30 protein-coding genes are annotated in these 26,158 nt (G+C 29.7%); 13 read left to right on the forward strand and 17 right to left on the reverse strand.

What is annotated here, in order from left to right; translation table 11 throughout:
• Positions 1-58 precede the first annotated feature (58 nt).
• From AC5YGC_RS07015 to AC5YGC_RS07050, 8 genes are all read right to left on the reverse strand, one after another.
• Positions 59-1,069: a DctP family TRAP transporter solute-binding subunit gene (locus AC5YGC_RS07015; protein ID WP_496139514.1), complete on the reverse strand. Its 1,011-nt coding sequence runs from the start codon at positions 1,067-1,069 to the stop codon at positions 59-61.
• A 73-nt stretch (positions 1,070-1,142) separates the two neighbouring features.
• Positions 1,143-1,871, reverse strand: coding sequence for a glutamine amidotransferase-related protein (locus tag AC5YGC_RS07020; protein ID WP_496139515.1), 729 nt, complete (start codon positions 1,869-1,871; stop codon positions 1,143-1,145).
• 42 nt (positions 1,872-1,913) lie between these two features.
• Complete coding sequence (locus AC5YGC_RS07025; protein ID WP_496139516.1) at positions 1,914-2,522, reverse strand: MarC family protein; 609 nt, start codon at positions 2,520-2,522, stop codon at positions 1,914-1,916.
• A 27-nt stretch (positions 2,523-2,549) separates the two neighbouring features.
• Positions 2,550-2,966, reverse strand: coding sequence for a VTT domain-containing protein (locus AC5YGC_RS07030; RefSeq protein WP_496140320.1), 417 nt, complete (start codon positions 2,964-2,966; stop codon positions 2,550-2,552).
• A complete protein-coding gene (locus tag AC5YGC_RS07035; RefSeq protein WP_496139517.1) occupies positions 2,963-3,085 on the reverse strand; it encodes a DUF2256 domain-containing protein in 123 nt (40 codons plus the stop codon). The genes AC5YGC_RS07030 and AC5YGC_RS07035 overlap by 4 nt, the downstream gene beginning before the upstream one ends.
• A 1-nt stretch (position 3,086) precedes the next feature.
• The gene (locus tag AC5YGC_RS07040; RefSeq protein WP_496139518.1) at positions 3,087-3,416 is read right to left on the reverse strand and encodes a hypothetical protein; all 330 of its coding nucleotides are present in this window, start codon (positions 3,414-3,416) and stop codon (positions 3,087-3,089) included.
• 101 nt (positions 3,417-3,517) lie between these two features.
• A complete protein-coding gene (locus tag AC5YGC_RS07045; RefSeq protein WP_496139519.1) occupies positions 3,518-4,921 on the reverse strand; it encodes an FAD-binding protein in 1,404 nt (467 codons plus the stop codon).
• A 1-nt stretch (position 4,922) separates the two neighbouring features.
• Entirely contained in the window at positions 4,923-6,413 is a 1,491-nt protein-coding gene (locus tag AC5YGC_RS07050; RefSeq protein ID WP_496139520.1) for a cryptochrome/photolyase family protein, read from the reverse strand.
• Between the two features lie 27 nt (positions 6,414-6,440).
• On the opposite strand from AC5YGC_RS07050, the gene AC5YGC_RS07055 reads away from it, so the two are divergent.
• Genes AC5YGC_RS07055 through AC5YGC_RS07070 form a run of 4 tightly spaced genes read left to right on the forward strand, consistent with a single transcriptional unit; the run spans position 6,441 to position 9,107 of the window.
• Positions 6,441-7,151, forward strand: a complete 711-nt coding sequence (locus AC5YGC_RS07055) for an SDR family oxidoreductase (RefSeq protein WP_496139521.1) — start codon at positions 6,441-6,443, stop codon at positions 7,149-7,151.
• A 1-nt stretch (position 7,152) separates the two neighbouring features.
• Positions 7,153-7,374 (forward strand): DUF6356 family protein, encoded by a 222-nt coding sequence (locus AC5YGC_RS07060; RefSeq protein WP_496139522.1) that lies wholly within the window; start codon positions 7,153-7,155, stop codon positions 7,372-7,374.
• A complete protein-coding gene (locus AC5YGC_RS07065) occupies positions 7,328-8,038 on the forward strand; it encodes an AMP-binding protein (protein WP_496139523.1) in 711 nt (236 codons plus the stop codon). Before AC5YGC_RS07060 ends, AC5YGC_RS07065 begins: the two co-directional genes overlap by 47 nt.
• A 4-nt stretch (positions 8,039-8,042) precedes the next feature.
• Entirely contained in the window at positions 8,043-9,107 is a 1,065-nt protein-coding gene (locus AC5YGC_RS07070; protein ID WP_496140321.1) for a PQQ-dependent sugar dehydrogenase, read from the forward strand.
• 2 nt (positions 9,108-9,109) lie between these two features.
• Here the strand turns inward: AC5YGC_RS07070 and AC5YGC_RS07075 are convergent, their stop codons facing one another.
• The 6 genes from AC5YGC_RS07075 to hemC all read right to left on the reverse strand — a co-directional run bounded on the left by AC5YGC_RS07075 (position 9,110) and on the right by hemC (position 14,234).
• A complete protein-coding gene (locus AC5YGC_RS07075) occupies positions 9,110-10,162 on the reverse strand; it encodes an MBL fold metallo-hydrolase (protein WP_496139524.1) in 1,053 nt (350 codons plus the stop codon).
• Positions 10,163-10,381: 219 nt separating this feature from the next.
• Positions 10,382-11,227, reverse strand: a complete 846-nt coding sequence (locus AC5YGC_RS07080; RefSeq protein ID WP_496139525.1) for a tetrahydrofolate dehydrogenase/cyclohydrolase catalytic domain-containing protein — start codon at positions 11,225-11,227, stop codon at positions 10,382-10,384.
• Between the two features lie 8 nt (positions 11,228-11,235).
• The gene (locus AC5YGC_RS07085) at positions 11,236-11,526 is read right to left on the reverse strand and encodes a YggT family protein (RefSeq protein WP_415278218.1); all 291 of its coding nucleotides are present in this window, start codon (positions 11,524-11,526) and stop codon (positions 11,236-11,238) included.
• On the reverse strand, positions 11,523-12,608 hold the full coding sequence (locus tag AC5YGC_RS07090) for a mechanosensitive ion channel domain-containing protein (RefSeq protein WP_496139526.1): 1,086 nt from the start codon (positions 12,606-12,608) through the stop codon (positions 11,523-11,525). Before AC5YGC_RS07090 ends, AC5YGC_RS07085 begins: the two co-directional genes overlap by 4 nt.
• 2 nt (positions 12,609-12,610) lie before the next feature.
• On the reverse strand, positions 12,611-13,309 hold the full coding sequence (locus AC5YGC_RS07095) for a uroporphyrinogen-III synthase (protein WP_415302925.1): 699 nt from the start codon (positions 13,307-13,309) through the stop codon (positions 12,611-12,613).
• Between the two features lies 1 nt (position 13,310).
• Positions 13,311-14,234 carry a hydroxymethylbilane synthase gene (gene hemC / locus AC5YGC_RS07100; protein ID WP_496139527.1) on the reverse strand — a complete coding sequence of 308 codons (924 nt, stop codon included), beginning with the start codon at positions 14,232-14,234 and terminating at the stop codon, positions 13,311-13,313.
• 59 nt (positions 14,235-14,293) lie between these two features.
• Here hemC and tsaD point away from each other — a divergent pair, with 59 nt between their 5' ends.
• Positions 14,294-15,367, forward strand: a complete 1,074-nt coding sequence (gene tsaD, locus AC5YGC_RS07105) for a tRNA (adenosine(37)-N6)-threonylcarbamoyltransferase complex transferase subunit TsaD (protein ID WP_502314015.1) — start codon at positions 14,294-14,296, stop codon at positions 15,365-15,367.
• Between the two features lie 22 nt (positions 15,368-15,389).
• Here the strand turns inward: tsaD and AC5YGC_RS07110 are convergent, their stop codons facing one another.
• Positions 15,390-16,001, reverse strand: a complete 612-nt coding sequence (locus AC5YGC_RS07110) for an FkbM family methyltransferase (protein WP_496139528.1) — start codon at positions 15,999-16,001, stop codon at positions 15,390-15,392.
• Between the two features lie 256 nt (positions 16,002-16,257).
• On the opposite strand from AC5YGC_RS07110, the gene AC5YGC_RS07115 reads away from it, so the two are divergent.
• Both AC5YGC_RS07115 and acs read left to right on the forward strand, forming a co-directional pair.
• Positions 16,258-16,671 (forward strand): EVE domain-containing protein, encoded by a 414-nt coding sequence (locus AC5YGC_RS07115; protein ID WP_496139529.1) that lies wholly within the window; start codon positions 16,258-16,260, stop codon positions 16,669-16,671.
• Positions 16,672-16,682: 11 nt separating this feature from the next.
• On the forward strand, positions 16,683-18,728 hold the full coding sequence (gene acs, locus AC5YGC_RS07120) for an acetate--CoA ligase (protein WP_496139530.1): 2,046 nt from the start codon (positions 16,683-16,685) through the stop codon (positions 18,726-18,728).
• On the opposite strand, the gene AC5YGC_RS07125 is transcribed toward acs, so the two are convergent.
• Complete coding sequence (locus tag AC5YGC_RS07125; protein WP_496139531.1) at positions 18,725-19,348, reverse strand: esterase; 624 nt, start codon at positions 19,346-19,348, stop codon at positions 18,725-18,727. The two genes, acs and AC5YGC_RS07125, sit on opposite strands and share 4 nt — an antisense overlap.
• A 121-nt stretch (positions 19,349-19,469) precedes the next feature.
• Here AC5YGC_RS07125 and AC5YGC_RS07130 point away from each other — a divergent pair, with 121 nt between their 5' ends.
• From AC5YGC_RS07130 to purH, 6 genes are all read left to right on the forward strand, one after another.
• Positions 19,470-19,733 carry a DUF4212 domain-containing protein gene (locus AC5YGC_RS07130; RefSeq protein ID WP_415286385.1) on the forward strand — a complete coding sequence of 88 codons (264 nt, stop codon included), beginning with the start codon at positions 19,470-19,472 and terminating at the stop codon, positions 19,731-19,733.
• Complete coding sequence (locus AC5YGC_RS07135) at positions 19,733-21,547, forward strand: VC_2705 family sodium/solute symporter (protein ID WP_496139532.1); 1,815 nt, start codon at positions 19,733-19,735, stop codon at positions 21,545-21,547. The genes AC5YGC_RS07130 and AC5YGC_RS07135 overlap by 1 nt, the downstream gene beginning before the upstream one ends.
• A 72-nt stretch (positions 21,548-21,619) precedes the next feature.
• A complete protein-coding gene (locus AC5YGC_RS07140) occupies positions 21,620-21,964 on the forward strand; it encodes a hypothetical protein (protein ID WP_496139533.1) in 345 nt (114 codons plus the stop codon).
• A 47-nt stretch (positions 21,965-22,011) separates the two neighbouring features.
• Positions 22,012-22,671 (forward strand): ribulose-phosphate 3-epimerase, encoded by a 660-nt coding sequence (rpe, locus tag AC5YGC_RS07145; RefSeq protein ID WP_496139534.1) that lies wholly within the window; start codon positions 22,012-22,014, stop codon positions 22,669-22,671.
• 4 nt (positions 22,672-22,675) lie between these two features.
• Complete coding sequence (locus tag AC5YGC_RS07150; protein WP_496139535.1) at positions 22,676-24,286, forward strand: heparinase II/III domain-containing protein; 1,611 nt, start codon at positions 22,676-22,678, stop codon at positions 24,284-24,286.
• Positions 24,265-25,821, forward strand: coding sequence for a bifunctional phosphoribosylaminoimidazolecarboxamide formyltransferase/IMP cyclohydrolase (gene purH, locus AC5YGC_RS07155; protein ID WP_496139536.1), 1,557 nt, complete (start codon positions 24,265-24,267; stop codon positions 25,819-25,821). The genes AC5YGC_RS07150 and purH overlap by 22 nt, the downstream gene beginning before the upstream one ends.
• Here purH and AC5YGC_RS07160 read toward each other — a convergent pair.
• The gene (locus AC5YGC_RS07160; protein ID WP_496139537.1) at positions 25,811-26,155 is read right to left on the reverse strand and encodes a 4a-hydroxytetrahydrobiopterin dehydratase; all 345 of its coding nucleotides are present in this window, start codon (positions 26,153-26,155) and stop codon (positions 25,811-25,813) included. The two genes, purH and AC5YGC_RS07160, sit on opposite strands and share 11 nt — an antisense overlap.
• Positions 26,156-26,158: the final 3 nt, after the last annotated feature.

Genomic DNA, 26,158 nt, shown 5'->3' on the forward strand with positions numbered 1-26,158 from the left:
AAAGGGCACCAGCACTTTAAATACTGTGCGCCCCTTAAAATTTAATTAAAAGTAAAACTTAGTTTGCTGCAGCTCTTATTGCATTAACAAACGCTGTAAACTCCGCTCCTTTTGAAGTGGCATAACGATCCTGAACACGTTGTCCAGCAGCGATAAAGTCCGTTCTATCAAACTCAGTAGTTTTCATTCCACCTTGACCTTCAGTTGTAAGAAACTTACGAATTTCTCCAACTCTTTTTGACATTACGGCTTTTTGATAATCATTAGCTTCTTTACCAGCTCTGATAACTGCTTTCTTCTGATCAGCGTCAAGTTTTTTCATCAATTTTGGACTTGCCATTAGAGGTGAAAAATATGTGAAGTGTTCAAGAGCAGTAAAGTAAGGCATTATTTCATAAAACTTTGCAGATTTGATGAAAGAAGTCCCATTATCAGCACCTTGGACTGTTCCTGTTTGTAATGCAGTTGGTGTATCTGCCCACGGTAAAGCTATTGGTGCAGCACCAAACTCTTTAAATGTATCTATCATTACTTGATTTTTTGGAACTCTAACTTTTAAGCCCTTCATATCAGCCATTGATTTAATAGGTTTTCTTGAATTGTAAAAATCGCGATCACCAACAAAGCCAAAAGCTAAAATAGTTATTCCAGTAGCATCAAGTAATTTTTTCTTATAACTATCTCCAACCGGTCCTTCTAAAACTTTATAAGCATGAGCTTTATCTTTAAAAATGTAAGGTAAAACAAAAGCGTCTGTTAAACCAAAGTGTGGTGATAAGTTATTACCTGTAATAATCGCCATATCAACTGTACCTAGTTGCATTGCTTTAAAAGCTTCATCTTCTTTTACCAATGAAGCACAACATCTAACTTTTACTTTTATACTACCATTAGAATATTTTTCTGCTAATTCTGCAAATTTTTTAGCTAAAGGATCATAAGCACTACCTTCAGTGTTTCCATGACCTAAGTTAATTACTACGTTTCCCGCATAAGCACTCTGCACTGCAAAAGTCATTGATAAAATGACTGCTGCAAATGTAAGACTTAGTTTTTTTATTATAGACATAATTTTCCTCTCTCTTGTTATTTAATATTGATATTCAAACATAAATCTAACCACGAAACAAACAAAAACAGCATTATTTTACGGGAATTATTGCTTTAAAATTAGAATATAAGATTTTAGAGTAGTTGTTCATTTTTTTCATATTTTCTTTTGCTGCTTGATCAAATTTATCTAGAGCACCCTCACCTAATTGCTCTTCTAGAGCCCGCTTATATTCAGGAACACATCCCCATTCATTAACCGTTGTATCTTTAATTTCTATATGAAATTGAATTCCATAAGCATGGTTTTGATATTTAAAAATTTGATATTTGGTAATTGGAGATGAGGCTAGAACCGTTATATCTTTATTGTTATCAAGCCCATCAACTTCATAAGAATGCCATTGCAAACTTTTTATTTTTTCGGGAAAAGAAGAGAATAAAATATCATTATTTTTTTCTTTAGAAAAATTAATATCCATTATTCCTATTTCTGCAAGTTTAGATTTTATAACCTTACCCCCTACAACTTCACCTAATAATTGACAACCTAGACAGAAACCTAAATATGGTTTTTTAAGGTCTACGACAAATTCTTTAATTTTTTTTTTTTCATCAACTAACCAGGGGTGTTCACTTTCCATGTAGGTATCCATTGGACCACCCATACAAAACATTCCATCAAACTTTGTCAGATCATTTGGTATTTTTTCACCTTCATCTAATTCTATGGTAGTTAAATTAACATTGTCAGCCAACATTAAATCCTTAATAAAACCTGGGTCTTCAATCTTAATGTGCTGTAAGACAATTATATTCATTAAAATTTTATAGTATTTTAAAATACCCTCAAGGACAATGTTTTAAGCTAAAAAAATTTTTATTCCGTCTAAAATATATTGAACACTTAACCCAACTAAAATAATTGCTATTACTCTTGAAATTACACTAATAACTTTTTTGTTTATTATCTGAGAAAATTTTGAAGCAGTAAAAAAAAATATAAAAGTTAAAATTAAAACTGAAGCTAAAGCAATCATTCCAACAGATTGGTTTGTAAAATTACTTCCCATATCTGAAACTGATACAATAACCGATGTAATTGCAGCTGGTCCTGCTATAATGGGTGTCGCTAAAGGAAATACACTTACATTTTCAGAATTAAAATCAATGTCGTCTTCTTTTCGTTGTTGTCTTTTATCAAACAACATTTCCATAGAAATTATTAATAAAATGATACCTCCACCAATTGTAAAGGCAGGAAAAGATATATTCAAATAACTTAATAAAGTGCTTCCAAGAAATGCAAAGAATAGCAATATGATTGATGCAATTATTGTTGCACTAAATGCAGTTTTAATTCTTTGTTGGCTGCTCATGTTTTGAGTTACTGCTAAGAATAATGGTGTGTTTCCTAGTGGATCAATAACAATAAAGTATAAGAAAAAAGTTTGAATAAATATTTCGATCATTCAATTATTTAACACATGGAAGTATAATTAACTAAGTAAATAAAAGATTACTAAATACCTGCTAATTTTTCCAATCATTACTAAAATAATAAAATCTAAAAATCTAACTCTTAATAAACCTGCAACTAAAGTCAGTGGATCACCTATAATTGGAATCCAAGCAAATAATAATGACCATTTACCAAATTTACTAAACCATTGTGATGATTTTTCTATTTGCTTATCTTTAAATGGAAACCACTTTTTAGTAGTAAGGTTTCTTGAATAAAATCCTAAAGCCCAGTTAACAACAGATCCTAAAGTATTTCCAAAACTTGCAACGATTAATAATAATAAATTATCATAATTTGATGTTGCAATTAACCCTGCCAATGTGAGCTCAGATGAAAATGGTAAAATAGTTGCAGCTAAAAAAGATATAGTAAATAAAGATAGATAAATCACTTCGAGCACTTCTTGGAACAATACTTTACCTTATCCCAATTTAACTTCCATTTCTTCCGCCAAACAAAGGGTCTTTTACAAACAAGGCAAATTTTTGAGGGTAGATTTTCTTTTTTCAATTTAAATTTCTTTAAAATTTTGTTTCCATTTTTTTATTGCATCTTCCCAACTCGGCATTAGGTCGTCCTCATATCCATAAACAGAACCTGTTCCAATAGATCTAAAATTCTTCATTGCCAACGCATGATGTTTGTCTCTTAAATAATCCATCATCTTATTCTTATTCTCCCAAGCAGTTAGAGTATGATAATACTTATTGATCTTTTTTGCGTCGCAAAATAAATTCCCATTCGCTTTTCTTGCTGCTGCAAAACTTGGTGTTGTATATCTCATAAATTTTAACATTCCAAAAAAGCCTTTAACTTTTATACCTGTTATAGAAATATACATTATGCAGTATTTAATTTAATAAATTTATCTGCTTCAGATAAAATCATTTTCTTTCTTTTATCTTTCATTTTGTCAAAAATATAAACCATCTTTAACATTTTCTAAAAAATTTTTTTTTGATTTAAAATGTTGTTTGGATCAAACAATTTTTTAATTTTTTTCATAATTCTTATCTCAGATGCTGATTTTGTTTCTTTTAAATCATCTTTTTTAAGTAAACCAATTCCATGTTCAGCACTAACTGATCCTTGAACCTTAATTAATATTTTATTGATTACATTTTTAAATGCTTTTTCATAACTGTAAAAATTTTTTTTGAAGTTATCTGGCTCAATAAGATTAAAATGAATGTTTGAATCTCCCAAGTGTCCAAACGTATGAAATTTTATATTAGGTAATATTTTATTTAATTCTTTTTTTGACTCTTGAAAAAATAGATTCATATTACTTATTGGTATAGAAATATCAAAACCAATAAGTTTTCCATCCAGTTTTTGTGCTTCAGTTAAGCTTTCTCTAAACTTCCAAAAATCATTAGATTGATTTTCATTTTGAGCAATTAGAAATTCATCAAACTTATCTGATAAATTTGATACTATTTCTTCAAAATTATTCATAAAAATAATTTTATCTTCAAATAATGATAGCTTTAAAAGTAAATAGTATTTACTTTTGTTTTGAAAAAAACTTTTTTTTAAAAGTTTATGCTTGATACAAAGTTCAAAAGATAAATCTGGAATTAATTCTAAACTTTCAATTTTTTCATCAAATTCATTTAATAAAAAATTACTTACATTTAAAACATCTCTTAAGTCTTTAAATGCAATAAAACAGTGAACATGATCTTTAGGCTTTGGATATATTTTAAAGGTTGCTTTGGTAACAACGCCTAAAGTCCCTTCTGAACCACAAAAAAGATCTTTCAAATTATATCCTGTATTATCTTTAATAACTTTTGAACCCAATTTTAAAAATTCACCATTAGCAAGAACAACCTCTAGTGCTAAAATATTTTGTCTTATAGAACCATGTTTGATAACATTAATTCCCCCAGCATTTGTAGCAATTGCACCTCCGACTTGACTGGAACCTGTTGAGCTCATTTTTAAAGGAAATAAGTAGTTCTCTTTATCTATTGCAGAAATTATATTATCAATAATTGTTCCAGCTTCTACTTCTATGCATCTATTTTCTTTATCTATTTCAATTATCTTATTCATTTTTTCAAAATTTATAATTATTTCTTTTTTATTTTGAGTGGGTGATGTTCCTCCAACCAATCCTGTGTTTCCACCTTGTGGGATAAGCTTAATATTTTTTTTATTTGAATATTTTATAATTTTAGAAACTTCCTTAGTTGAAGAAGGAAATGCTACACCTAAAGCATTTTTAGAGAATCTACCCCTCCAATCTGCACTATGTTTTTTGATTAATTCTTTGTCCTCTTTATAACTTGAGGTCTTACAAATCTTTTTTAAATCCTGAATAATTTTCAAATCTTGCATCTTAAATCGTATTATTCTTAATAAACTTATCTGCTTCAAATAAAATCATTTTTTTTCTTTCATCTTTCATTTTATCAAAAACATAAACCATCATTGATAATCTAGGGTTCTTTAAAAAAAATTTTCTATTTTTATTTATAAATCTCCAATAAAGGCCATCCATCGTATTACACCATTCCCCTTTTTTAAAATCCATCATCTTCATAAAGTAACTTGATCCACAGATGTATGGTTTTGTTGCAAAAATACCTCCATCACTAAATAGCCCCATTCCATAAACATTAGGAACCATTACCCAATCAGATGAATCTACAAACATTTCCATAAACCATTTATAAACATTAATTGGTTTCACTTCACAAAGGTTCATAATGTTGGATAAAATCATTAACCTTTCTATATGATGAGACCACCCATGATTAACTGCATTTTTAATTGCATGATCCAATGGGGGTAAACCTGTTGTGCCCTCATACCAAGAATTTTTCATTTTTCTCTCATGTTTGAAAAAATTTTTAGTCTCCATTTCATCAGAATAACCCTGATAAATTCCACGCATGAACTCTCTCCAGCCTATTATCTGACGAATATAACCTTCAAGCGAGTTCATTCTAATTTTGTGTTTTTTATGAAATTCTAAAATTTTTTTAATGATAATCTCAGGAGTTATCAATCCTAAATTAATGTATGGACTTAATGCACTATGAAATAAAATATTGTCTTTTTGATTAACGGCATCCTCATAATCACCAAATAAATTTGATTTTTCTTTAATAAAAAAATCTAAAAGTTTAACAACATCAACATATTCAGTTACAAGCCAAAAATTACTTGTGCTACCAGGATGATCTTTAAAAAACTTTTCAATGATAGGTTTTAATTTTTTAGTATGATTGGTTTCATTAATTTCTGGAAATTTTGGTATTAATATATCTTTCGGTAGCTTATTTCTGTTATCTTCATCAAAACTCCATTTACCTCCAATAGGATTTCCATCGGCTCCCATTAATATTCCAGATTTTTTACGAACCTCTTTATAAAATGTTGCCATAAAAGGTTTTTTTGATTTTGCTAAATAATTTTTAAACTCGTCTCTTGAATTTAGAAACATTGGAGTTTGAATAACATTCCAATTAATTTTTTCTTTTTTTAAAAATTGTGAAATTTTCTTTTCAAAAAATTTATCCTCAACCTCAAAGCTTGCAATTTCAGTAATTTTTTTTTTATCAATGATAATTTTTAATTTCTTAAAATAAGTGTCTTTAAAATTTTTGTCCTCAATTTTAGAATATTCAACTTTATATTTATTCACCTTAAGCATTTCCGCATAAGATCTCATAGAAGATAGAAATAGCAGTATCTTTTGCTTATGATGCTTTTCATAAGTACATAGTTCGTAATCTTCTGCCATGTAAAAAGAGTGGTCCTTTTTGAAGCGGTCTACGTATTTTAATGGAAATAATTGATTGCCAAGTATAAAAAACAATTTCATAGTTAAATATAACTAAATAAAAATTATATGTCAGAAAAATATCTTATTTTTGGTGCGACAGGTTCTGTAGGCTCTAGCTTAGCAGAACAATTAAAAAATTCAGACAATGATATTCATCTTGTAGCAAGAAATGAAATTGAAGTTAAAGCTATTGCAGAAAAATTAGGCTGCTCTTATACGGTTGCTGATGTTTTGGAAGATGGGTTTATAGAAAAAGTAAAATCAGATGTTAATGAAATTAAGGGTATTGCTTACTGTGTAGGATCTATTGATTTAAAACCATTAAGAATGGTTACTGAGGCTGATATGAATAAATGCATGAAACTAAACCTTTATTCAGCCATTGAAACTATTAAGGGATATCAGGAAAGTTTAAAAAAAAACAAAGGTTCGGTAGTTTTATTTTCAACTGTTGCCGCTCAAAGAGGTTTTACTAATCATACAATTATTGCATCTGCTAAAGCTGCTGTTGAAGGATTAACTGTTACACTGGCTGCTGAGTTTGCTCCACATATTAGGGTAAATTGTATTGCACCAAGTTTATCAAAATCTAAAATTGCAGAGCCAATGCTAAAAAATCCTGCAATTGCAGAAGGAATTGCTAAAGCTCATCCTCTCAAAAGATTGGGTGAAGGAAAAGATTCTGCAGCGCTTGCTAAATTTTTAATTACTGAAGAGAGCTCTTGGATTACTGGCCAAGTAATTGCAGTTGATGGTGGAAGATCTAAGTTATCTTAAAATGGATTTTGATTTAAATCATCTAAAAAAAATTAAGTCAAGTTGGATTAAACATTTTTTATATGCAAATTATTTTAATTTTCTTGCATTGCTTATTTTTTTTACAGGTTTTATTCATAGTATTTTTCCATGGGTCTTTGCTTTTACACCCTATAAACTTGCCAAAAGAATTGTAAATGAAACAGAGAAACAGTTTAGCGCTGATATTAAAAAATGGGATTGAACTAAGCACTAGTGGAACTGCTGGCTTACCAAAAAAAATATATCAAGCTCCTAAAAAATTAAAAAATGCAAATGAAGTGTCTCGAGAATGCCAACAAATATCATCCAAAAGTAAAGTTTATACTGTTTGTAAAATGGAACATGCAGGAGGTCTTTTAGCTCAAACTCTACCTGCATTTGAAGTTGGTGCTGAAGTAGATATAGAAAAATTTAATGCCTATAGATTCTGTAAAAAAATAACGAATTATACTCACAGTCACCTAACCCCTGATCACGCCAAAGCAATCAGACTAACAAAGTCATTCAAGGATATGAACTTGAGGGGTGTATGGATTACATGTGGTAGTGAGCCAGTGGAATGGGACTTAATTATAGATTTTGTAAAAAAAGGTTGTAATTTTATGGTCAATTGGGGAATGACTGAAATAGGTCCATGCGCGATCAATACTGTTTTTAAAAATGTTGAGACAGTAATTGAATACAAAAAAAGATCACTTAAAGGAACTTTGATTGGAGATAGAATTTATTGTGATACAAAAATTCTGAATAATACATTGCATGTTAAAGGTGAGATTAGTGTTTATAATAATAGTTGGTTTAACACAAAAGACATTGTGAAATTTAATGAAAAAAAAGAATTTTATATTCAAGGAAGATCTTTATAAATTAATGAAAATTATTTCTGTATCTTTATTCTTACTATTTATTAATATCACACTATCTTTTTCAGATGATTATAAATTCACTAAAATAATAGAGCTAGATGATCCTTGGGGATCATCATTTATTAATAATGAAGAAATCATTATTACTGAAAAAAGTGGAAAAATTAAAATTGTTAATTTTATTTCAAGAGAAGTTACAGAGATTAAACATAATCTTAATTTTTTAGAAGTCAGCCAAGGTGGATTATTAGATATTATTTACGAAGATAATACTCTATGGATTTCTTATTCAGAAGACAGAGGGGACGCTAAAACAAGTACATCAATTGCAAAAGCACAATTAAACAAACAAGAATTAGATTTTAAAAATATTTTTCAAGCAAACCCTCCTATAGACTCTGGTTATCATTTCGGTTCAAGATTGGCGATTAAGGGTGACTATCTTTATGCTTCAGCTGGTGAAAGAGGTCAAGGTATGATTGCTCAAGATCCCACAAAACATCCTGGTAGTATTATTAGAATTTATACTGACGGTCGTATTCCAAAAGATAATCCAAAATTTGAAGGGAAGAAAAACTGGTTACCTGAAATTTATCAAATAGGTGTTCGTAATCCACAAGGTTTAACCCTCTCTGATTATGATGGAAAAATATATTTAAGTAATCATGGAGCAAGAGGTGGCGATTGGTTTGGAGAGTCTAAAAAAGGAGAAAATTATGGATGGAAAATTTTAGGCTGGGGAGGAAAAAATTACTCAGGAACAAAGATAGGTCCTAAATGGAAGTCAGGTTTTACTAAAGCAATTCAATATTGGGTACCTTCCATAGCTACTAGTGCTATTACAATTTACAAAGGAAATGAGTTTAAAGAATGGAATGGGCATGCGCTAGTTACTTCTTTAAAAGATAAATCTTTAAGAAAATTAATATTTAATGATCTAACTAATGTTAAAGAAGATCTTATATTTAAAAATAATATTGGAAGAATAAGAGATATTCAAGTTCATCCATCTAATGGTAAAATATTTTTCTTAAGTGAAAATGCTTTATGGTTAATGGAAAAAAAATAATCTTAATTTGATAATATATTTTTTAAAGAGTTTATCTCTCCAGTTTTAAAGATAATAGCATCCTCTTTTTTAAAACCATATTTTTCTGCACTAGCTTTAAATCGTACAGGTGGTTCCATAATAGGTTCTAGAGATAAAACAAAAGTTCCCCAGTGTGTTCCCATAACCTTTTTACTTCTTAAATCTTTAGCTACATTTAAAGCTTCTTCTGGCGTTGTGTGATAAATCGATTTATCAAACATAGGCTTAAAGTCATAAGCTCCAATATTAATCATTGTTAAATCAATTGGACCATATTTTTCACCTAACTCTTTATAAATATTTCCGTAACCAGTATCACAAGCAAATAAGATTTTTTTACCCTTATATTCAATTAAGAAATTACCCCAGAGTGTTTTGTTCATATCTGTTAGGCTTCTTTTAGACCAATGAACAGCTGGGAGTAATGTTACTTTTATATCCTCATTAACTTTAATTTCTTCGTACCAATCCATTTCATTTACATCTTTAAATTTATTTTTTGTAAAATACTTTCCAAGATTTAGAGGTGCTAAAACTTTTGTATTTTTAAACGGGTACTTTCTAATGGTTCCCATATCTTGATGATCATAATGATTATGTGTTAATAATAATAAATCAGTCTTTGGAATTTCATTTAAATTTAAGGCAGGCTCAGTAAATCTATCTGGGCCAAAAATTAAAGGTCCTGCATTTTTAGAGAATACAGGATCTGTTATAATCGTTGTATCTCCTAACTTAATTAAGTATGTAGCATGACCAATCCAAGCAATATAATCTTCATTTTTATACTTTTCTAAATCAGATAAAACTTTCTCTTTAGCTACAACATGTTCTTTTGGAACATTCATGTCTATTTTCTTTTTCAATTTAATGAATTGTGTGTATGAAAACTTGGCTTGGCTAGTTCTAACTGGCGATCCTTCTGGATTTCTAAAAGTTCCATCTGGTAAATGATGATAAGGTTTTTTTTCTACAGCCATTATTGAAGAGTTATAAATAATAATTGAGAATAAGAAAATTAAAAATTTTATCATTTATGTTGTTTTTTTAATTAAATTTTTGTTTTGGTACATATGGACATAAATAATCTTTTATCAACTAATTATAAGCTTACTAGTCACTTCAAAGTTACTTAAATAATGACTGGTCATTTTTTGTTATTTGTTTGCAAGATAGTCATAGGAAAAATTAATAAAAAATAAACATTTCCTTTTTCAAATGTTAAGGAATTATTAGAGGGAAATGGAAAATTTTTATTTTTGAGTTCTTTTAAAACACTCAATTGTATTTTTTAGCAAGCAGGCAATAGTCATTGGCCCTACTCCACCTGGAACAGGTGTTAAAGCCCTTGCAACTTTTGACACTTCTTCAAAAGCAACATCTCCAACTATACCGTTTTCAGTTTTATTTATTCCAACATCAATTACGATTGCATCTTTTTTAACCCAGTCTGCTTTTACAAGCTCTGGAATACCCACTGCTGCAACAATAATATCTGCCTCCAAGCATTCTGCTTTTAAATCTTTAGTTTTTGAATGGGTTATCGTAACCGTACAATTTTCTTTTAAAAGTAACTGTGCCATTGGCTTGCCATTTAAATTTGATCTACCAATCATAACTGCTTTTTTCCCACTTAGATTTGGTTCAATTTTTTTAATCATTAAATAACATCCTAGCGGAGTACAAGGTACTGAGCTTTCATAGCCTGATGAAAGATTACCAACATTCATTGGATGAAACCCATCAACATCTTTACCTGGTAAAATAGTTTCAATAACTTTTTGCTTATCGATGTGTTTTGGTAAAGGCAATTGAACTAAAATTCCTGAAATACTTTCATCTTTGTTTAATTCTTCAATTTTATCTAATACTGTTTTTTCTTCCACAGCTTCTGGATATCTAATTACTTCAGATTTTAACCCCACTTCATTCGCAGCTTTTTCTTTCATACGAACATAAATTTGACTAGGAGCCATATCTCCAATTAATATTACTGTAAGTCCTGGAATTTTATTATGTTTAGCTTTTAACTCTACAACTTCTCTTCTAAGATCTTCTCTGAGTTCAGCTGCTATTTTTTTTCCATCTATTAAGATCATAAATTTCCCTAAAAAATCATTGGTGCAATGTAGAGTTTCATACACATTTCTATAAACCAAATCAACAACAGTAGTACTACTGGTGCAATATCTAATGATCCTAAGTTAGGGAGAAATCGTCTTATTCTATTAAGCATTGGCTCAGTTAATCGGTAAGTCATTTCTAATATTGAATAAACAAACCTGTTTTGAGTATTTATAATATTAAAAGAAACAAGCCAGCTAATTACTACATTTGCAATTACCACATAAGAATAAAGCTTTAATATTTGAAGAGCTAAGTAAAAAATGGCTATCATTTTTTCTCAATATAAATTGACTGACTTGGGAAAGCAAAAGCTGCTTTGTTTCCTTCAACAATTTGTTTTATTTCAATTGCAAGTTTTTCTTTAACCTCCAACCATGTTGAAAAACTATTAGAAGTAGTAAAACATCTAACCCTCATATCAATCGAACTATCTGAAAATTTTTCAACTCTAACCGCAACTCCTACAGCTTTATCAAAATCATCATTTTTATTAATGTGGCCTTCAATTTCATCTCTTATTTTTTTTAGCTGATCAACAGTAGTGTCATATTGAAGTGTTATTGCCCAATCTATTCTCCAGTTAGTTGTCTCACTAATATTGATAACTGCATTTTCAGCAAACTGAAAATTAGGAATTATAGCTAAAGATTTATCAAACTTTCTTAAAACTGTTGATCTAAAACCAATTTTCTCAACAATCCCTTCAATGATACCTTCTACTAAAATCCAATCTCCAATTTTAAATCTTTTTTCTACTAAAACTAAAATCCCTGAAATTAAATTTTTAAATAAATCTTGTGCACCTAAAGCAACAGCAACACCAAATAAACCAAGTCCTGCAATAATTGGTCCAATTTTTATTCCCCAAAGTTCAAGAACAGCTGCTAACCCTAGAATAAAAATTAAAATCTTTAAGGATTTTATAATCCATCCCACTAACTCACGGGTTAACATTTTATCTAGCCCACTTAAAATATATGAAATTGGTTCAATAATTTGATGGATAACCCAGAATATTAAAATTGTAATTAATGTTCGATTAATTGTATCAACTATAGCTCTGCCATCATCTGCAAAAGACATATAATAACTTGCAATAAAAAAACCTAGAACAATTGGTAAAAATCTAGCTGGCCCTTCCATTGCATGGACGAATGTGTCATCTAATTTATTTGTAGTTCTTTTTGAAATTGCTTCTAATCTTTTAATAATAACTTTACTTATTATTCCTCTAAAAATTAAAAAAATAAAAAATATTCCAATACCAATTAGTATTTGAAAAATATCAACTCCACGAATTCCTTTAGACCAAACAGAAATAAACAGGTCACTAAAATTACCAAATATGTCCATAATTAAATTTTATATAGCAAAAATTCTTCTTCTCCAGGGTTAAAAAGAAAAATTTTTTTCCATTTAATTTCATTAAGAATTGAAGAGGTTTTTTCTCCAATGCACATCAAATTAGTATTCATCCATAAGGTTTCTAGCTGATAATTTTTAATTACTTTTAAAAAATTAATAGCACTATTTTGCGAATAAATGTAAGTGATTTCAGGCATTTTCAATTTCAGTTTTTCGATAAAGCCTTCATCATATTTTTCGATCGCGTTGGCTCTATAATTAATTAATCGTTCTATTGTGTACCCACTCGAAATAAGTTCCTTATCTAAATCGCTAGAGATTATTTCTCCACTTATATAAATTAACTTTCCTTCAGAAGATTTGAAATTTTGTAAGATTAATTCCTTAAGGTTATTAACATTTCCCTCAGCTGCAAAAACATTTTGGAAACCAACACTTCTAGCTTTTTTTTCTGTAGCGTTTCCAACACAAAAGCATTTTAATTTTTTATCAATGTTCTTTATATCCAAAAATTTAATAGCATTAGTACTGGTAAAAATAATTCCTTTAAACTCAGGATAGTTTGGAACTTCATGTTTTAGACCTTCAATATTAATTAAAGGTAAATGAGATATTTCATGACCCAATGATTGAAATTTTAATATCATTTCATGACAATCTTCTAAGGGTCGTGTGAATAAAATATGCATATTATTTTTTGTAAGAATTATTAGACATCTTTTTTAGGGTTTCTCCCATTTCTATTCCCAATTCTTCTGCTTTGTTTATACTTTCAGATGATTTTAAATGAAATCTTTTACTGCCATCTAGTGAAAAAAGCTCTACTTCGAGAGTAATTTTATTGCCCTCAATACTAGCAAATGCTCCTACTGCTGTTTCACAGTCCCCTTCTAAAACCTTTAAAATAATTCTTTCAGCTTTTATTGTACTATGTGTTGATTGATGATCAACATGTTTTAATAGCTCAATTAACTCTTCATCACTATTTCTACATTGCAAAGCAATAACTCCTTGTCCTGCACAAGGTATAATTTCTGAAGTAGAAAAAGTTTGAGAGATATTTTGATTTAATCCTAAAGAATCAATTCCAGCATAAGATAAGATAATTGCATCATATAAATTTTCGTTAAGTTTTCTTATTCTTGTATCAACATTTCCTCTAATTAATTTACAATCAAGATCATTTCTTATTTTTTTAATCTGAAATTCTCTTCTAAAAGAAGATGTTCCAATAATTGAATTTGGAGCTAAATCTTTTAGATGTTTATTATCTTTGCTAATTAAAATTTCCCTTGGATCATTTCTTTCTAAAAAACAATCTGTTAACAGTCCTTTAGTTTCTTCAGTCGGCATATCTTTTAACGCATGCACAGCTATATCTATTTTTTTTTCTAATAATTCAATCTCTATTGTTTTTGAGAAAAGTCCCTTACCACCTACTTCAGATAATCTTTTGTCTTGAACTTGATCACCCTTGGTTACGATTTCTTTAATGATTACTTCTTCAATTCCAAAATCTTTTGAATGTTTGAAAATTTTTTCTTTAGCCTTTTCTGCATAGATTAGTGCTAATTTGCTACCTCTAGAGCCTATAATAATTTTTCTATTTTTCATTTAATTGCTTTATACTTCATACTTATATTGAGAATATATTATTAATAAAAACTAATTTAATGAATAAAAAACCCATAATCTTAGGAATTGAATCAAGCTGTGATGAAACAGCTGCCTCTATCATAACTGAAAATGAGCAAGGTATGCCATTAATTTTATCAAGTATTGTTTCAAGTCAGGTAGATGTTCATAAAAAATTTGGTGGCGTTGTGCCTGAACTTGCTGCAAGGTCCCATATGGAAAAAATAGATTTAATCACAAAAAAAGCACTTGATGAAAGTGGAATAAAAATGGAAGACGTGGATGCTATAGCAGCAACTGCAGGACCTGGTCTTATGGTCTGTCTTTCAGTTGGTTTAAGTTTTGGAAAAGCAATGGCCTCTTCTCTCAATAAACCTTTTATAGCTGTTAATCATTTAGAAGGACATGCATTAAGCCCAAAAATAAATTCTAAATTAAACTATCCTTACTTATTGCTTTTAATTTCAGGAGGTCATACTCAATTTTTAAGTGTGCAAAGTTTAGGAAATTATAAGAGATTAGGTACAACTATTGATGATGCTGTGGGTGAGGCATTTGATAAAACAGCAAAATTATTAGGAATAGAGTTTCCTGGTGGGCCACAAATTGAAATATATGCAAAAAAAGGTAATCCTGATAAATATGAACTACCCAAACCAATTTTTTATAAAGGCGGCTGTAATTTATCATTTGCAGGTTTAAAGACTGCTGTTTTAAAAATATCAAAAAAAATAAAAACTGATCAAGAAAAATATGACCTTGCAGCATCTTTTCAAAAAACAATTGAAGAAATTTTGTATAAAAAAACTAAAATTGCATTTACTGAGTTTGAAAAAAAAAATAATTTAAAAAAAAAAATATTTGTGGTTGCCGGTGGAGTTGCTGCAAACAAAAAAATTAGATCTATGTTGATTAATTTATGTAATGAAAAAAATTACACAAATATGTTTCCTCCCATTGAGCTATGTGGGGATAATGCTGCGATGATAGCAGTTGTTGGGCTAGAAAAATTCAAATTAAAACAGTTTAATAATTTAGACCATCCTACAAAACCAAGGTGGCAATTAGATGAAAATGCTGCTTTTCTCAAGGGTGCTGGAGTTAAGTTTTAGTTTAGAGACAATAAAAAAAAAATTAAAAATGCTCTATAAACCAATTATTATAGAGGTTCTGTTCTTTTAATTTTATTATCAATTCCCGATGATCTTTATTTAAAAATTTGCTTTTGTTGGTGATTGGATTGCCATGTAATTCACAAATTACTTTTTTAATTTTATTTTTATTTTTAATTAATTCAGGAATAATTTTATATTCATAACCCTCTATATCAATTTTAATTAAATCAATTACTTCAAATTTTTTTATTATGTTCGATATTGCTTTAGTTTTAATTATTTTGAAATTTAAAGGATCAACATTAGACTTGTCTTTCAACAAAGAGGTGCCTGTTGACCACTTCAATCTGTTTATTTCTGAATTTTTGTGATAATATATTTTTTCTTCACTATCTTTTTCAGTAACTGCTTCGTTATAACAATTAATTTTTTTATTATTTTTAAATTTACTTTGCAATTCATCAAAGGCATATTGATTTGGCTCATAGCAATCAATATGACAATCATACTTATCTTCAATTAGTTGAGTAATTAATCCTGTATTAGCTCCTATATCTATTACAATAGAATTTTTTTTGAGATTTAATTTATCAAAATTAGTATATTGTTTATTTAGTTTATAGTTCAACATTCTAATATACTTAAATGACTTTAAATATTTTTTTAAATAAATTAGAAACATATTGAGAAAGATTTAAAACATTTTTAGGAAAAAATATAGATTGTTTTTATTAAAGTGATTAAAAATTAACTTAAATTTGTTGTACATTTTACTGCACATGTTTTATAAAATTATGTAGTAAATATGTGATAAGTGTTTTTAAAAAGCACTGTTAAATTAAAGTGCTATGCTCAAAAAGATAGGTAAATATTGGAAGAACAATTAGATGCAGTACTGGTTAATGAAATCTGAACCTGACGTTTGGTCAATTGATCAGCAAAAAAAGGCTGGTGCCAAAGGTGCTCCCTGGGACGGAGTTAGAAATTACCAAGCAGCTAAAAATTTAAGAGGAATGAAAAAAGGTGACCTTTGTTTTTTTTATCACTCAAATATAGGCAAAGAAATTGTAGGTATAGTTGAAGTTATTAAAGAAGCGTTCTTAGACAAAACTGACAAAGATGGACGATTTGTAGCTGTTCAAGTAAAGTTTAAAGAAAAATTAAAGAAAAGTGTAACTCTTGAAGAGGTTAAAAAAACCAAGTCTCTTAGCCATTTATCGCTTATTAAACAAAGTAGATTATCTATTATGCCGATAGACTCAAAAAGCTGGAAAATTTTAAATAAGATGAGTAGTATTTGAAAAAAAAATTCATGCCTAAAAAAAAATCAATATCAAAAGTTAAAAAAAAAGTTCCTAAAATAGCTAAGGTTAAAAAAAAGATAAAGCCTATTAAGAAAAAAGTTTTAAAAAAAATTGAAGAAAAAGAATTAATCATAAGGACTAAACCTGAGTGGGTAAAAAGTGCTCTAGTAAATAAAGCAAAATACCAAAAAAAATACTCTGACTCGATTAAAAAAAATGATGACTTTTGGAAGATTGAGGGGAAAAGAATTACCTGGATTAAGCCATACAAAAAAATTAAAGACATAAAGTACAGCAAAAAAGAGGTTAAAATTAAATGGTATGAAGATGGAACATTAAATGCTTCTGCCAATTGTATAGACCGTCACCTTAAAAATAAAAAGGATAAAACAGCCATTATTTGGGTGGGTGATGATCCAAAAGATACTAAAAAAATTTCGTACAAACAATTACATAATGAAGTTTCTAAAGCTGCAAATGGCTTAAGAAAACTAGGAATTAAAAAAGGTGATCGAGTTACGATTTATTTAACTATGATCCCAGAACTGGCAGTAACAATGCTGGCTTGTGCTAGAATTGGTGCGGTTCACTCAATTATTTTTGGGGGGTTTTCAGCAGATTCTATTTCTGGTAGGGTTAATGACTGCAAGTCACAGTACATCATTACTGCAGATGAGGGAGTTAGAGGTGGAAAAACTATCCCTCTTAAAGCAATCACTGATGAAGCATTAAAAAAATGTCCAGATGTTAAAAAATGTATTGTTGTAAAACGAACTGGAAATAAAGTTAGTTGGGTTAAGGGAAGAGATATTTGGTATGACGATTTAGTTAAAGATGTGTCAAATAAATGTGAACCTGAAGAAATGAATGCGGAAGACCCTTTATTTATTCTCTACACATCTGGCTCTACTGGAAAACCAAAAGGAGTTTTGCATACAACAGGTGGTTATATGGTTTACGCATCTATGACACATCAATATATTTTTAACTATAAACCAAAAGATATTTATTGGTGTACGGCTGATATTGGTTGGGTAACAGGCCATAGTTATATTATTTATGGACCACTTGCTAATGGTGCAACAACAATAATGTTTGAAGGAATTCCAACCTACCCTGACAGTTCACGATGGTGGCAAATTATTGATAAATACAAAGTTAATATTTTTTATACAGCACCCACTGCTATTAGAGCTTTAATGAGAGAGGGTGATAAACCTGTTAAGAAAACTTCAAGAAAATCTTTAAAATTATTAGGAACTGTTGGAGAGCCTATTAATCCTGAGGCTTGGATGTGGTATTACAAAACTGTTGGAAATTCTAAATGTCCTATTGTTGATACATGGTGGCAGACAGAGACAGGTGGAATTTTAATTAGCCCTCAGACAGGAGCTATGAATTTAAAACCTGGTTCTGCAAGTAAACCTTTTTATGGAATTAGGCCTTCTATAGTTGATAAAAATGGAAAAGAAATTAAAGGAGTTGGTGAAGGAAGATTGTGCATTTCTCAGTCTTGGCCTGGACAAATGAGAACTGTTTACGGTGATCATCAAAGATTTATTGATACTTATTTTTCTCAGTTTGATGGAAAATACTTTACAGGCGATGGAGCTAAAAGAGATAAAGATGGTTACTACTGGATAACTGGCCGTGTAGATGATGTAATTATTGTCTCTGGTCATAACCTCGGCACTGCTGAAATAGAAAGTGCTTTTGTTGCTCATCCAAAAGTTGCTGAGGCTGCTGTAGTTGGATATCCACATGATATTAAGGGTAACGGTCTATATTGCTATGTAACTCTAAATGTTGGGGAAAGGTCAGATTTAGATCTTGAAAGAGATTTAAAACTTTGGGTAAGAAAGCAAATTGGAGCGCTTGCAACACCTGATATTATTCATTTTTCTCCTGGTCTTCCAAAAACAAGATCTGGAAAAATTATGAGAAGAATTTTAAGAAAAATTGCTGCTAATGAACACAATCAATTGGGTGACACATCTACTTTAGCTGATCCAAGCGTCGTTCAAAGCTTAGTTGATAATAGAAAAAATATTTAAATTTTAATTAATTCTTTAAATTCTTTTTCAATATTTTCCCATTTTAAGATCATAGAATTTAACACAATCTTTCTGTCTAAAGTTTTTAATTCTTCAGCCACTGGCGCCCACTTATATAAAGCTAGAGCGCTTTCATTGAATGGCCAAGATTTATAATATGTATTCCAATCAATCTTTTCTGATCTTTCTTTGAATTTTTTTCTTCCTTGTGAAATAATTTCTTCTGGCATTTCATTTTTTTTTTCTTTGGTCAAAATTTCATCATAAATTTCATTGGCTTTACTCATGTCCTTATAATTACAAAAAACATTCAAATACGATAGGCTATAAAAAGTAAGATCCTGAAGTGCTATAGAATAAACATTCCATTTGGCTTTGTTAATGGATGCTAAAAACACTTCATCATCAAAGTGTAATACCCACTTAGTTCCCATTCTTGTTTTTAAATAGTTGTATAAAGTTACCTGTGACACCCAGGCTGATTTTGTTTGAATAAACAGTGTAAGGTCTTCCATATTCTTAATTTTTTTCTTTGGAAGAACTGCTTTAAACAAAGCAAATAAATAGACTCTAAAATCTTCAAGTTTTATGTCTTTTATTTTAAGTTTATATTTGAGCAATTTTATCTACCTTCTGTATGCTTTGTATTACAAAAATGGCCCCAATTCGACCTATTTAAGGGCTTTCAATCTATCTCATTATGGTTATGGTTTCTCTCTTAACTATATAGGGAGAGTAAAAATGTCAAATAAAGCAAAACACTGGGAAAAAACTAGGGGGCTACTGTTCGTTACTTTAGCAATCTGGTTTGTATTCTCGATTGGCATCTTTTTTTTCGGAACTGAAATGGAAGCATCTAGCTTTAAACCTTTTGGTTATCCACTGTCATATTATATGACTTGTCAGGGTTCATTATTAGCGTTTGTAATTTTGAATTTCTGGTTTGCGGGTAGACAAGAAAAGATAGATGAAGAGTTTGGTTTCACTGAAAGAGAGGATAGCTAATGATAAAAGGTAAATTTATAGACAATCTACCAAAAGTTTATGGAATCTATACAGGTGGTTTTATAGGGTTCATAATATTGATGGCGATTGCTGAACAAATGGGAATGTCTGCAAAAGCAATAGGAATTTCTTTTGTTATATTCACCATTGCTATCTATGCGATAATCGGTTGGTTATCACGTACACTTCAGATGGACGCGTACTACGTAGCAGGCAGAGAAGTACCTACTGTATTTAACGGAATGGCTACTGCAGCAGACTGGATGTCTGGTGCATCATTCGTTGCGATGGCAGGTGGTATTTACTTTAAGGGCTATGGATATATGGCACTACTAGTTGGATGGACAGGTGGTTATATACTTGTATCTACTTTACTAGCACCTTACTTAAGAAAATTTGGCTGTTACACAGTTCCAGATTTTGTTGGTACACGATATGGTGGTAATGCAGCAAGACTTTCTGCAGTACTAGTATTAACAGTAGCTTCATTCACATATGTGACTGCACAAATCAATGCAACAGGAACTATTGCTTCAGTAGCATTAGATATTCCTTTTGAAATTGCTGTGTACGTCGGATTAGCAAGTATATTGATGTGTTCAATGCTTGGTGGAATGAGAGCGGTTACATGGACGCAAGTTGCGCAATATATAGTTTTAATTATTGCTTACTTACTTCCTGTATTCTGGATCAGTAGTAAAATGGGTGCTGGATTCTTTCCACATTTAATGTTGGGAGATGAGGTAGCTAGAATTGCTGAACTAGAAGGTCAGTTTGGGTTTGTGAAAAACTCAGCTGCAGACTTAGCTACAGTACCAAAAGGTTTAGCTGGAATAACTAAAGCACACTCATCGGTTAACGGAACAAACTGGGGATTCATTTCTCTAGCAATTTGTATGATGGCAGGAACAGCTTCTTTGCCTCACGTTATGATGAGATACTTTACTACTCCAAGTGTAAAATCAGCTAGAAGATCTGTAGCATGGTCGCTACTTTTCATCTTCATTTTATACTCAACTGCGCCGATGTTAGCTACATTATCAAAACTATCACTGATTGATCCTACACTTTCAACAGGGATTATTGGTAAATCAATAGCTGAGGTTCAAGCGATAGATTGGTACCAAAACTGGAACCAAGCTAACCTGATGTTTGTCAGCGACTTTAACGGAAATGGAACTCTTGAATTAAATGAGTTTTTCATGGGTGGTAAAGCTGTTGTATTAGCTACTCCAGAAATTGCTGGATTACCTTATGTAATCTCAGGTCTAGTTGCTGCTGGAGGTATGGCTGCTGCCATGTCTACTGCTGATGGTTTGATCTTAGCAATCGCAAATGCTTTGTCTCATGACTTGTACTACAAGATCATTGATCCAAAAGCAGAAGCTGCGAAAAGATTAATTGTTGCAAGGGTATTACTTGTAATCATTGGTTTTGCTGGAGCAACTATTGCCGCAATGGGTATCCAAGGTATCTTAGGTTCAGTAATCTGGGCTTTTGACTTTGCGATGTCAGGTTTGTTCTTCCCACTTGTACTAGGTGTATGGTGGAAAAGAGCGAATGGTCCTGGTGCTGTTGCAGGAATGCTTCTAGGATTAGCAGCTGGTACTTGGTATCTAGTTTGGGTACGTACTGGTGGAGCTGGATTCTGGGGTATTACTCAACTTACATTCGGTATCTTTGGATCGTTGGTTAGTTTAGTTTCTATGGTAGTTGTTAGTTTACTAACAAAAGCACCAGACAAAGCTACTCAAGATATGATTGACGAGCTTCGTATTCCAAGTGGTAAAACAATTCTTGGAAAACAACACTAATTAAATTTATTACTAAGGGGCAATTTATTTTGCCCCTTAGTAAAGTTTTAAACAAAATTCCTTTTTATATTTATGCCAGAGATTCATCCTTTTATTCTTATAATTGATTATATTTTGGGAGTTGTCATGTGGACTTTGATTGGAAGAGTTGCGATGAATATCTTTCAAAGAGAAAACTCAGAATTTTTTTTTATGAAGGCTTTTGTAAAGTTAACAAATCCACTAATTCGTTTATTTAAACCTATTACTCCTTCATTTATTATAGATCCTCTTGTTCCACTTTATGTGGCCTGGTTCTTTTATATGATTAGATTTTACCTTATGCCCTATCTGATGGGATATTCTGTCATGGGAATGTTATCTTTTCCTTTAGAAAGTGAAATTGCTACAGAAATTTATCGTATTTTTGGCAAATAATTAATTCAAATTAAAAATAAAATTGATACTACTAATATTAGTACTCAATGAAAAAAATAAAAATATCACCTTCAATTTTATCTGCTGATTTTAGTCAGTTAGGAAATGAAATAAAAAGACTTGAAGAAGGTGGTGCAGATATGATCCATGTGGATGTAATGGATGGTCATTTTGTTCCAAATTTGACAATGGGACCTCCAATTATTAAAGCTTTAAGACAATACACAAAGCTACCATTTGACGTTCATTTAATGATTTCTCCTGTGCATAAATATATTAAAGATTATGCTGATGCGGGAGCAGATATAATCACCATACATCCAGAGGCTACTGAAGATTTAAAAAGTTCAATAAAACATATAAAGAGTTTAAATAAAAAAGTAGGTGTTTCTCTAAACCCAGAAACTAAAATTAATTTAATAACTGACTTATTAAATGAGATCGATTTAGTTCTAATTATGAGTGTAAATCCAGGGTTTGGAGGGCAAAAGTTTATGCCAGAAGTTCTAGAAAAAATAAAAGAATTGAAAAAGATAAGAGATCAAAAGAATCTAGATTTTGATATCGAGATTGATGGTGGGATCAATTTTGATAATAATAAACTAGCAATAGAAGCCGGTGCAAACATTTTAGTATCTGGAACAACTATATTTAAAAATAATAATGGAGATATAAAAAAAAATATAGACCTTTTAAAATCAAGTTAGAATAATGATTTTAAATAACTCACTTAAGCTTATCAAAAAAAAAATTCGTCATTTTTATTTAAATTCTAATCTCTATAATAAAAAAATTACACCCTCCTCTATTGGATTAATGGAATATCAACCAGGTCCTAGCTTGCTAGATGGTCTTATAAAATATGACAAAAAAAAAATTAATATAGAAAATTATTCATTAAATAAAATTTGGGATAATCCACATTTAAAAGAAAAAGACCAACAGAATTTAAACAGTTTTTTTTGGTTATTTAGCTTGGATCTTAGATCTTCAAAAAAAGATACCCAAAATGTCCTTTATCAATGGATTAATACAAATGACAGATACAACTCTAAAAATTGGAAAATTGATATAATTGGAAAAAGAATAATAGCTTGGATTTCAAATTCTAGGCTTACCTATGAAGATGGAAGTATTGAATATAAGAAAAAATTTAATAACGCTATAAAGAAGCAGATCAATCACCTTATTAATGAGATTGAAACCTATGAATTAATCAATGATAAGATTATAGGATGTTCAGCTATCATTTTAACTGGCCTATCCTACCCTCAAAATAATAACTATTTAAATACTGGGTTAAGTTTACTAAAAAAATTAGTAAAATATTCATTGGATAATGATGGCTTTCCAAAATCAAGAAATATTAGGCAGTTAAATCTTTATTTAAAATATTTTATATTAATTAGAGAGTGGTTCAAAGAATCTCAAAATGAAATACCTGATTTTATAAATGAAAATATATATTATTCAGGTCGGGCTTACGCTTTTATTTGGCAAAACAATAAAGTTGATTTTCTCTTTAATGGCAATCATAAAACAAATAATCATAATTTTGACCTTTATTTAAAAAGACTTGGCTATAACTTTAAAAACCAAAATAATGAATTGGGTGGCTATGTAATCCTTAATAGTAAAAAAAATTCTCTAATAATGGATGTTGGATCAAGCCCAAATACAAAACTATCTTCAAATTATCAAGCTGGAGCTTTATCTTTTGAGATCGTATCAAATGGTAAAAAATTAATTAGTAATTGTGGTTATTTTCAAAAAGTTGATCATCAACTAAATGAAATATCTAAATCAAGCGCAGTTCATAGCACACTAATTGTAAATGACAGATCCTCTTGTAATTTTAACAAAGTAAGAGGTAAAAAATCTAAAATTAATCAAGGATTAAAAATATTAAAAAAAAAAATAGTGTTTGAAAAAAATTATTGGAAAGTTAATGCTTCTCATGATGGTTATTTAAAACTACATGGTATTGTTCATGATCGAGAAATAGAATTCTACCCAGAACAATTAAAATTTATTGGACACGACAAAATTATTTCTAATAAGGGTATTAAGAATTTAAAATTTGAAATTAGATTTCACTTAGAACCAAACGTTAAAATAATGAAAACAAAAGATGAAAAGTCAATATTTATAGATCTTGATGGAGAGGGCTGGAAGTTTAGCTCAGACAACTCAATAATGAATATTGATAAAGGGTTATATTTTGGTGAAAAAAATTATTTCACAGATAATCAAAATATATTTATTTCAGGAATGACTAATGAGGAAAATCAAACTATAAGATGGGAAATCACAAAATTATAATGAAAAAAATAAAAAAAGCTCTTATTTCAATATCTGATAAAAAAAATTTAGGCAGCCTTTTAAAAGTTTTAGCTAAATACAGAATTGAGTTAATTAGCTCTGGAGGCACTTATAAAGAAATAAAGAAGCTTAAATTTAAATGCCAAGAAGTTTCTGAGTATACCGGTTCACCAGAAATTCTTGGTGGAAGAGTTAAAACACTACATCCAAAAATTCATGCCGGTATATTAAGTAAAAGGAACGACAAATCTCACACTAAGGAACTAAAAGCTAATCAATATGATGAAATTGACCTTGTTATTGTTAACTTTTATCCTTTTGAAAAAACTTTAGAGCAAACAACCAATCATTCAAAAATAATAGAGAATATTGATGTTGGAGGTCCCACTATGGTTAGGGCAGCAGCAAAAAACTATAACGACGTTACGGTTATTACATCTTCAAATCAATATGAGGCTCTAATTAATGAATTAGAAAATAATAAAGGATCAACATCTATTGAGTTTAGAGAAGAGATGTCTTTAGAGGCCTTCTCTGAAACGGCTTATTATGATGCTGTAATTTCTAACTATTTTAATAAAATCAAAAAAAACAATTTCCCCAAAAAAAAAATTATTTATGGAAATTTAATTGAAAAATTAAGATATGGAGAAAACCCACATCAAGAAGCTGCAATTTATTCTAAAACTCAAAATCTTAATATTAAACAAATTCATGGTAAGCAGTTAAGCTATAATAATTATAATGATATTTTTTCTGCATTAACAATATCAAAGTCTTTACCTAAAAACTCTGGAACAGTTATAGTAAAACACGCCAATCCTTGTGGTGTTTCGATCAATAAAGATAGTTTAAAAAGTTATAAATTAGCTCTTGCTTCTGATCCAGTTAGTGCTTTTGGTGGAATAGTTTCATGTAATTTCAAAATAAATAAAACTCTAGCATTAGAGCTTAATAAAATTTTCTTAGAGGTTGTCATTGCCAATGGTTTTGAAACTGATGCTTTAAAAATATTGAAAAAGAAAAAAAATATAAGAATTATTGATGCATCAGAATTTACGATGAAAGATTTAATTAAATTTGGCTCTGTGAATGAATCTATTTTAACACAATCTGAAGATTTAAAAGTATTTAAACTTAAAGATTTTAAAATCGTTTCAAAACAAAAACCAAATAAATCCCAATTGAAAAATTTAATTTTTGCATTTAATGTTTGTAGATACGTAAAATCGAATGCAATAGTGCTTGCCAGTCAAGAAGCAACCGTTGGTATTGGTTCTGGGCAACCCAGTAGACTCGATAGCTGTCAAATTGCTATAGATAAAATGAATAAATTTCAAAACTTAAAAGAAGATGTTGTGGCAGCCTCTGATGCATTTTTTCCATTTGTAGATGGTATTGAAAAATTAGTACAATCAGGAGTTTCAGCTGTAATACAGCCTTCTGGATCAATTAGAGATAAAGAGATAATAAAATTTGCAAACCAAACTGGTACAATTTTAGTTTTTTCTAAAACAAGACATTTTAGACATTAAAAATTTGATCAATTTTAGCTGCTAAAATAAAATCATTTTCTGACAGTCCTTCAATAGCGTGAGTAGTAATTATAATTTTAGCATATCCCCAACCAAATGAGATATCTGGATGATGATTTTCATTTTCCGATATTTCACCAACTTTATTTATAAAATTTTGACTATTAATAAAATTCTTAAAAATAAAATTTTTCTCTAAAAAATATATTTCTTTTGCATTTTTTTTAACACCCCAACCATCAACTTTTTTTTGATATTTGTGAATTTCACTGATATCGAAAGGTAAAATTCCACCCTCACATGGTACACATTTTTTATTAAGTAGTTCGCTCATTGA

The sequence above is a fragment of the Candidatus Pelagibacter sp. uisw_138 genome (assembly GCF_059512485.2).

What these genes read in the sequence shown, in the direction of transcription:
- AC5YGC_RS07015 (WP_496139514.1), bottom strand. Translation starts at nt 1,069, where the DNA reads ATGTCTATAATAAAAAAACTAAGTCTTACATTTGCAGCAGTCATTTTA.
- AC5YGC_RS07020 (WP_496139515.1), bottom strand. Translation starts at nt 1,871, where the DNA reads ATGAATATAATTGTCTTACAGCACATTAAGATTGAAGACCCAGGTTTT.
- AC5YGC_RS07025 (WP_496139516.1), bottom strand. Translation starts at nt 2,522, where the DNA reads ATGATCGAAATATTTATTCAAACTTTTTTCTTATACTTTATTGTTATT.
- AC5YGC_RS07040 (WP_496139518.1), bottom strand. Translation starts at nt 3,416, where the DNA reads ATGTATATTTCTATAACAGGTATAAAAGTTAAAGGCTTTTTTGGAATG.
- AC5YGC_RS07045 (WP_496139519.1), bottom strand. Translation starts at nt 4,921, where the DNA reads ATGCAAGATTTGAAAATTATTCAGGATTTAAAAAAGATTTGTAAGACC.
- AC5YGC_RS07050 (WP_496139520.1), bottom strand. Translation starts at nt 6,413, where the DNA reads ATGAAATTGTTTTTTATACTTGGCAATCAATTATTTCCATTAAAATAC.
- AC5YGC_RS07055 (WP_496139521.1), top strand. Translation starts at nt 6,441, where the DNA reads ATGTCAGAAAAATATCTTATTTTTGGTGCGACAGGTTCTGTAGGCTCT.
- AC5YGC_RS07060 (WP_496139522.1), top strand. Translation starts at nt 7,153, where the DNA reads ATGGATTTTGATTTAAATCATCTAAAAAAAATTAAGTCAAGTTGGATT.
- AC5YGC_RS07065 (WP_496139523.1), top strand. Translation starts at nt 7,328, where the DNA reads ATGAAACAGAGAAACAGTTTAGCGCTGATATTAAAAAATGGGATTGAA.
- AC5YGC_RS07070 (WP_496140321.1), top strand. Translation starts at nt 8,043, where the DNA reads ATGAAAATTATTTCTGTATCTTTATTCTTACTATTTATTAATATCACA.
- AC5YGC_RS07075 (WP_496139524.1), bottom strand. Translation starts at nt 10,162, where the DNA reads ATGATAAAATTTTTAATTTTCTTATTCTCAATTATTATTTATAACTCT.
- AC5YGC_RS07080 (WP_496139525.1), bottom strand. Translation starts at nt 11,227, where the DNA reads ATGATCTTAATAGATGGAAAAAAAATAGCAGCTGAACTCAGAGAAGAT.
- AC5YGC_RS07085 (WP_415278218.1), bottom strand. Translation starts at nt 11,526, where the DNA reads ATGATAGCCATTTTTTACTTAGCTCTTCAAATATTAAAGCTTTATTCT.
- AC5YGC_RS07090 (WP_496139526.1), bottom strand. Translation starts at nt 12,608, where the DNA reads ATGGACATATTTGGTAATTTTAGTGACCTGTTTATTTCTGTTTGGTCT.
- AC5YGC_RS07095 (WP_415302925.1), bottom strand. Translation starts at nt 13,309, where the DNA reads ATGCATATTTTATTCACACGACCCTTAGAAGATTGTCATGAAATGATA.
- hemC (WP_496139527.1), bottom strand. Translation starts at nt 14,234, where the DNA reads ATGAAAAATAGAAAAATTATTATAGGCTCTAGAGGTAGCAAATTAGCA.
- tsaD (WP_502314015.1), top strand. Translation starts at nt 14,294, where the DNA reads ATGAATAAAAAACCCATAATCTTAGGAATTGAATCAAGCTGTGATGAA.
- AC5YGC_RS07110 (WP_496139528.1), bottom strand. Translation starts at nt 16,001, where the DNA reads ATGTTGAACTATAAACTAAATAAACAATATACTAATTTTGATAAATTA.
- AC5YGC_RS07115 (WP_496139529.1), top strand. Translation starts at nt 16,258, where the DNA reads ATGCAGTACTGGTTAATGAAATCTGAACCTGACGTTTGGTCAATTGAT.
- acs (WP_496139530.1), top strand. Translation starts at nt 16,683, where the DNA reads ATGCCTAAAAAAAAATCAATATCAAAAGTTAAAAAAAAAGTTCCTAAA.
- AC5YGC_RS07130 (WP_415286385.1), top strand. Translation starts at nt 19,470, where the DNA reads ATGTCAAATAAAGCAAAACACTGGGAAAAAACTAGGGGGCTACTGTTC.
- AC5YGC_RS07135 (WP_496139532.1), top strand. Translation starts at nt 19,733, where the DNA reads ATGATAAAAGGTAAATTTATAGACAATCTACCAAAAGTTTATGGAATC.
- AC5YGC_RS07140 (WP_496139533.1), top strand. Translation starts at nt 21,620, where the DNA reads ATGCCAGAGATTCATCCTTTTATTCTTATAATTGATTATATTTTGGGA.
- rpe (WP_496139534.1), top strand. Translation starts at nt 22,012, where the DNA reads ATGAAAAAAATAAAAATATCACCTTCAATTTTATCTGCTGATTTTAGT.
- AC5YGC_RS07150 (WP_496139535.1), top strand. Translation starts at nt 22,676, where the DNA reads ATGATTTTAAATAACTCACTTAAGCTTATCAAAAAAAAAATTCGTCAT.
- purH (WP_496139536.1), top strand. Translation starts at nt 24,265, where the DNA reads ATGGGAAATCACAAAATTATAATGAAAAAAATAAAAAAAGCTCTTATT.
- AC5YGC_RS07160 (WP_496139537.1), bottom strand. Translation starts at nt 26,155, where the DNA reads ATGAGCGAACTACTTAATAAAAAATGTGTACCATGTGAGGGTGGAATT.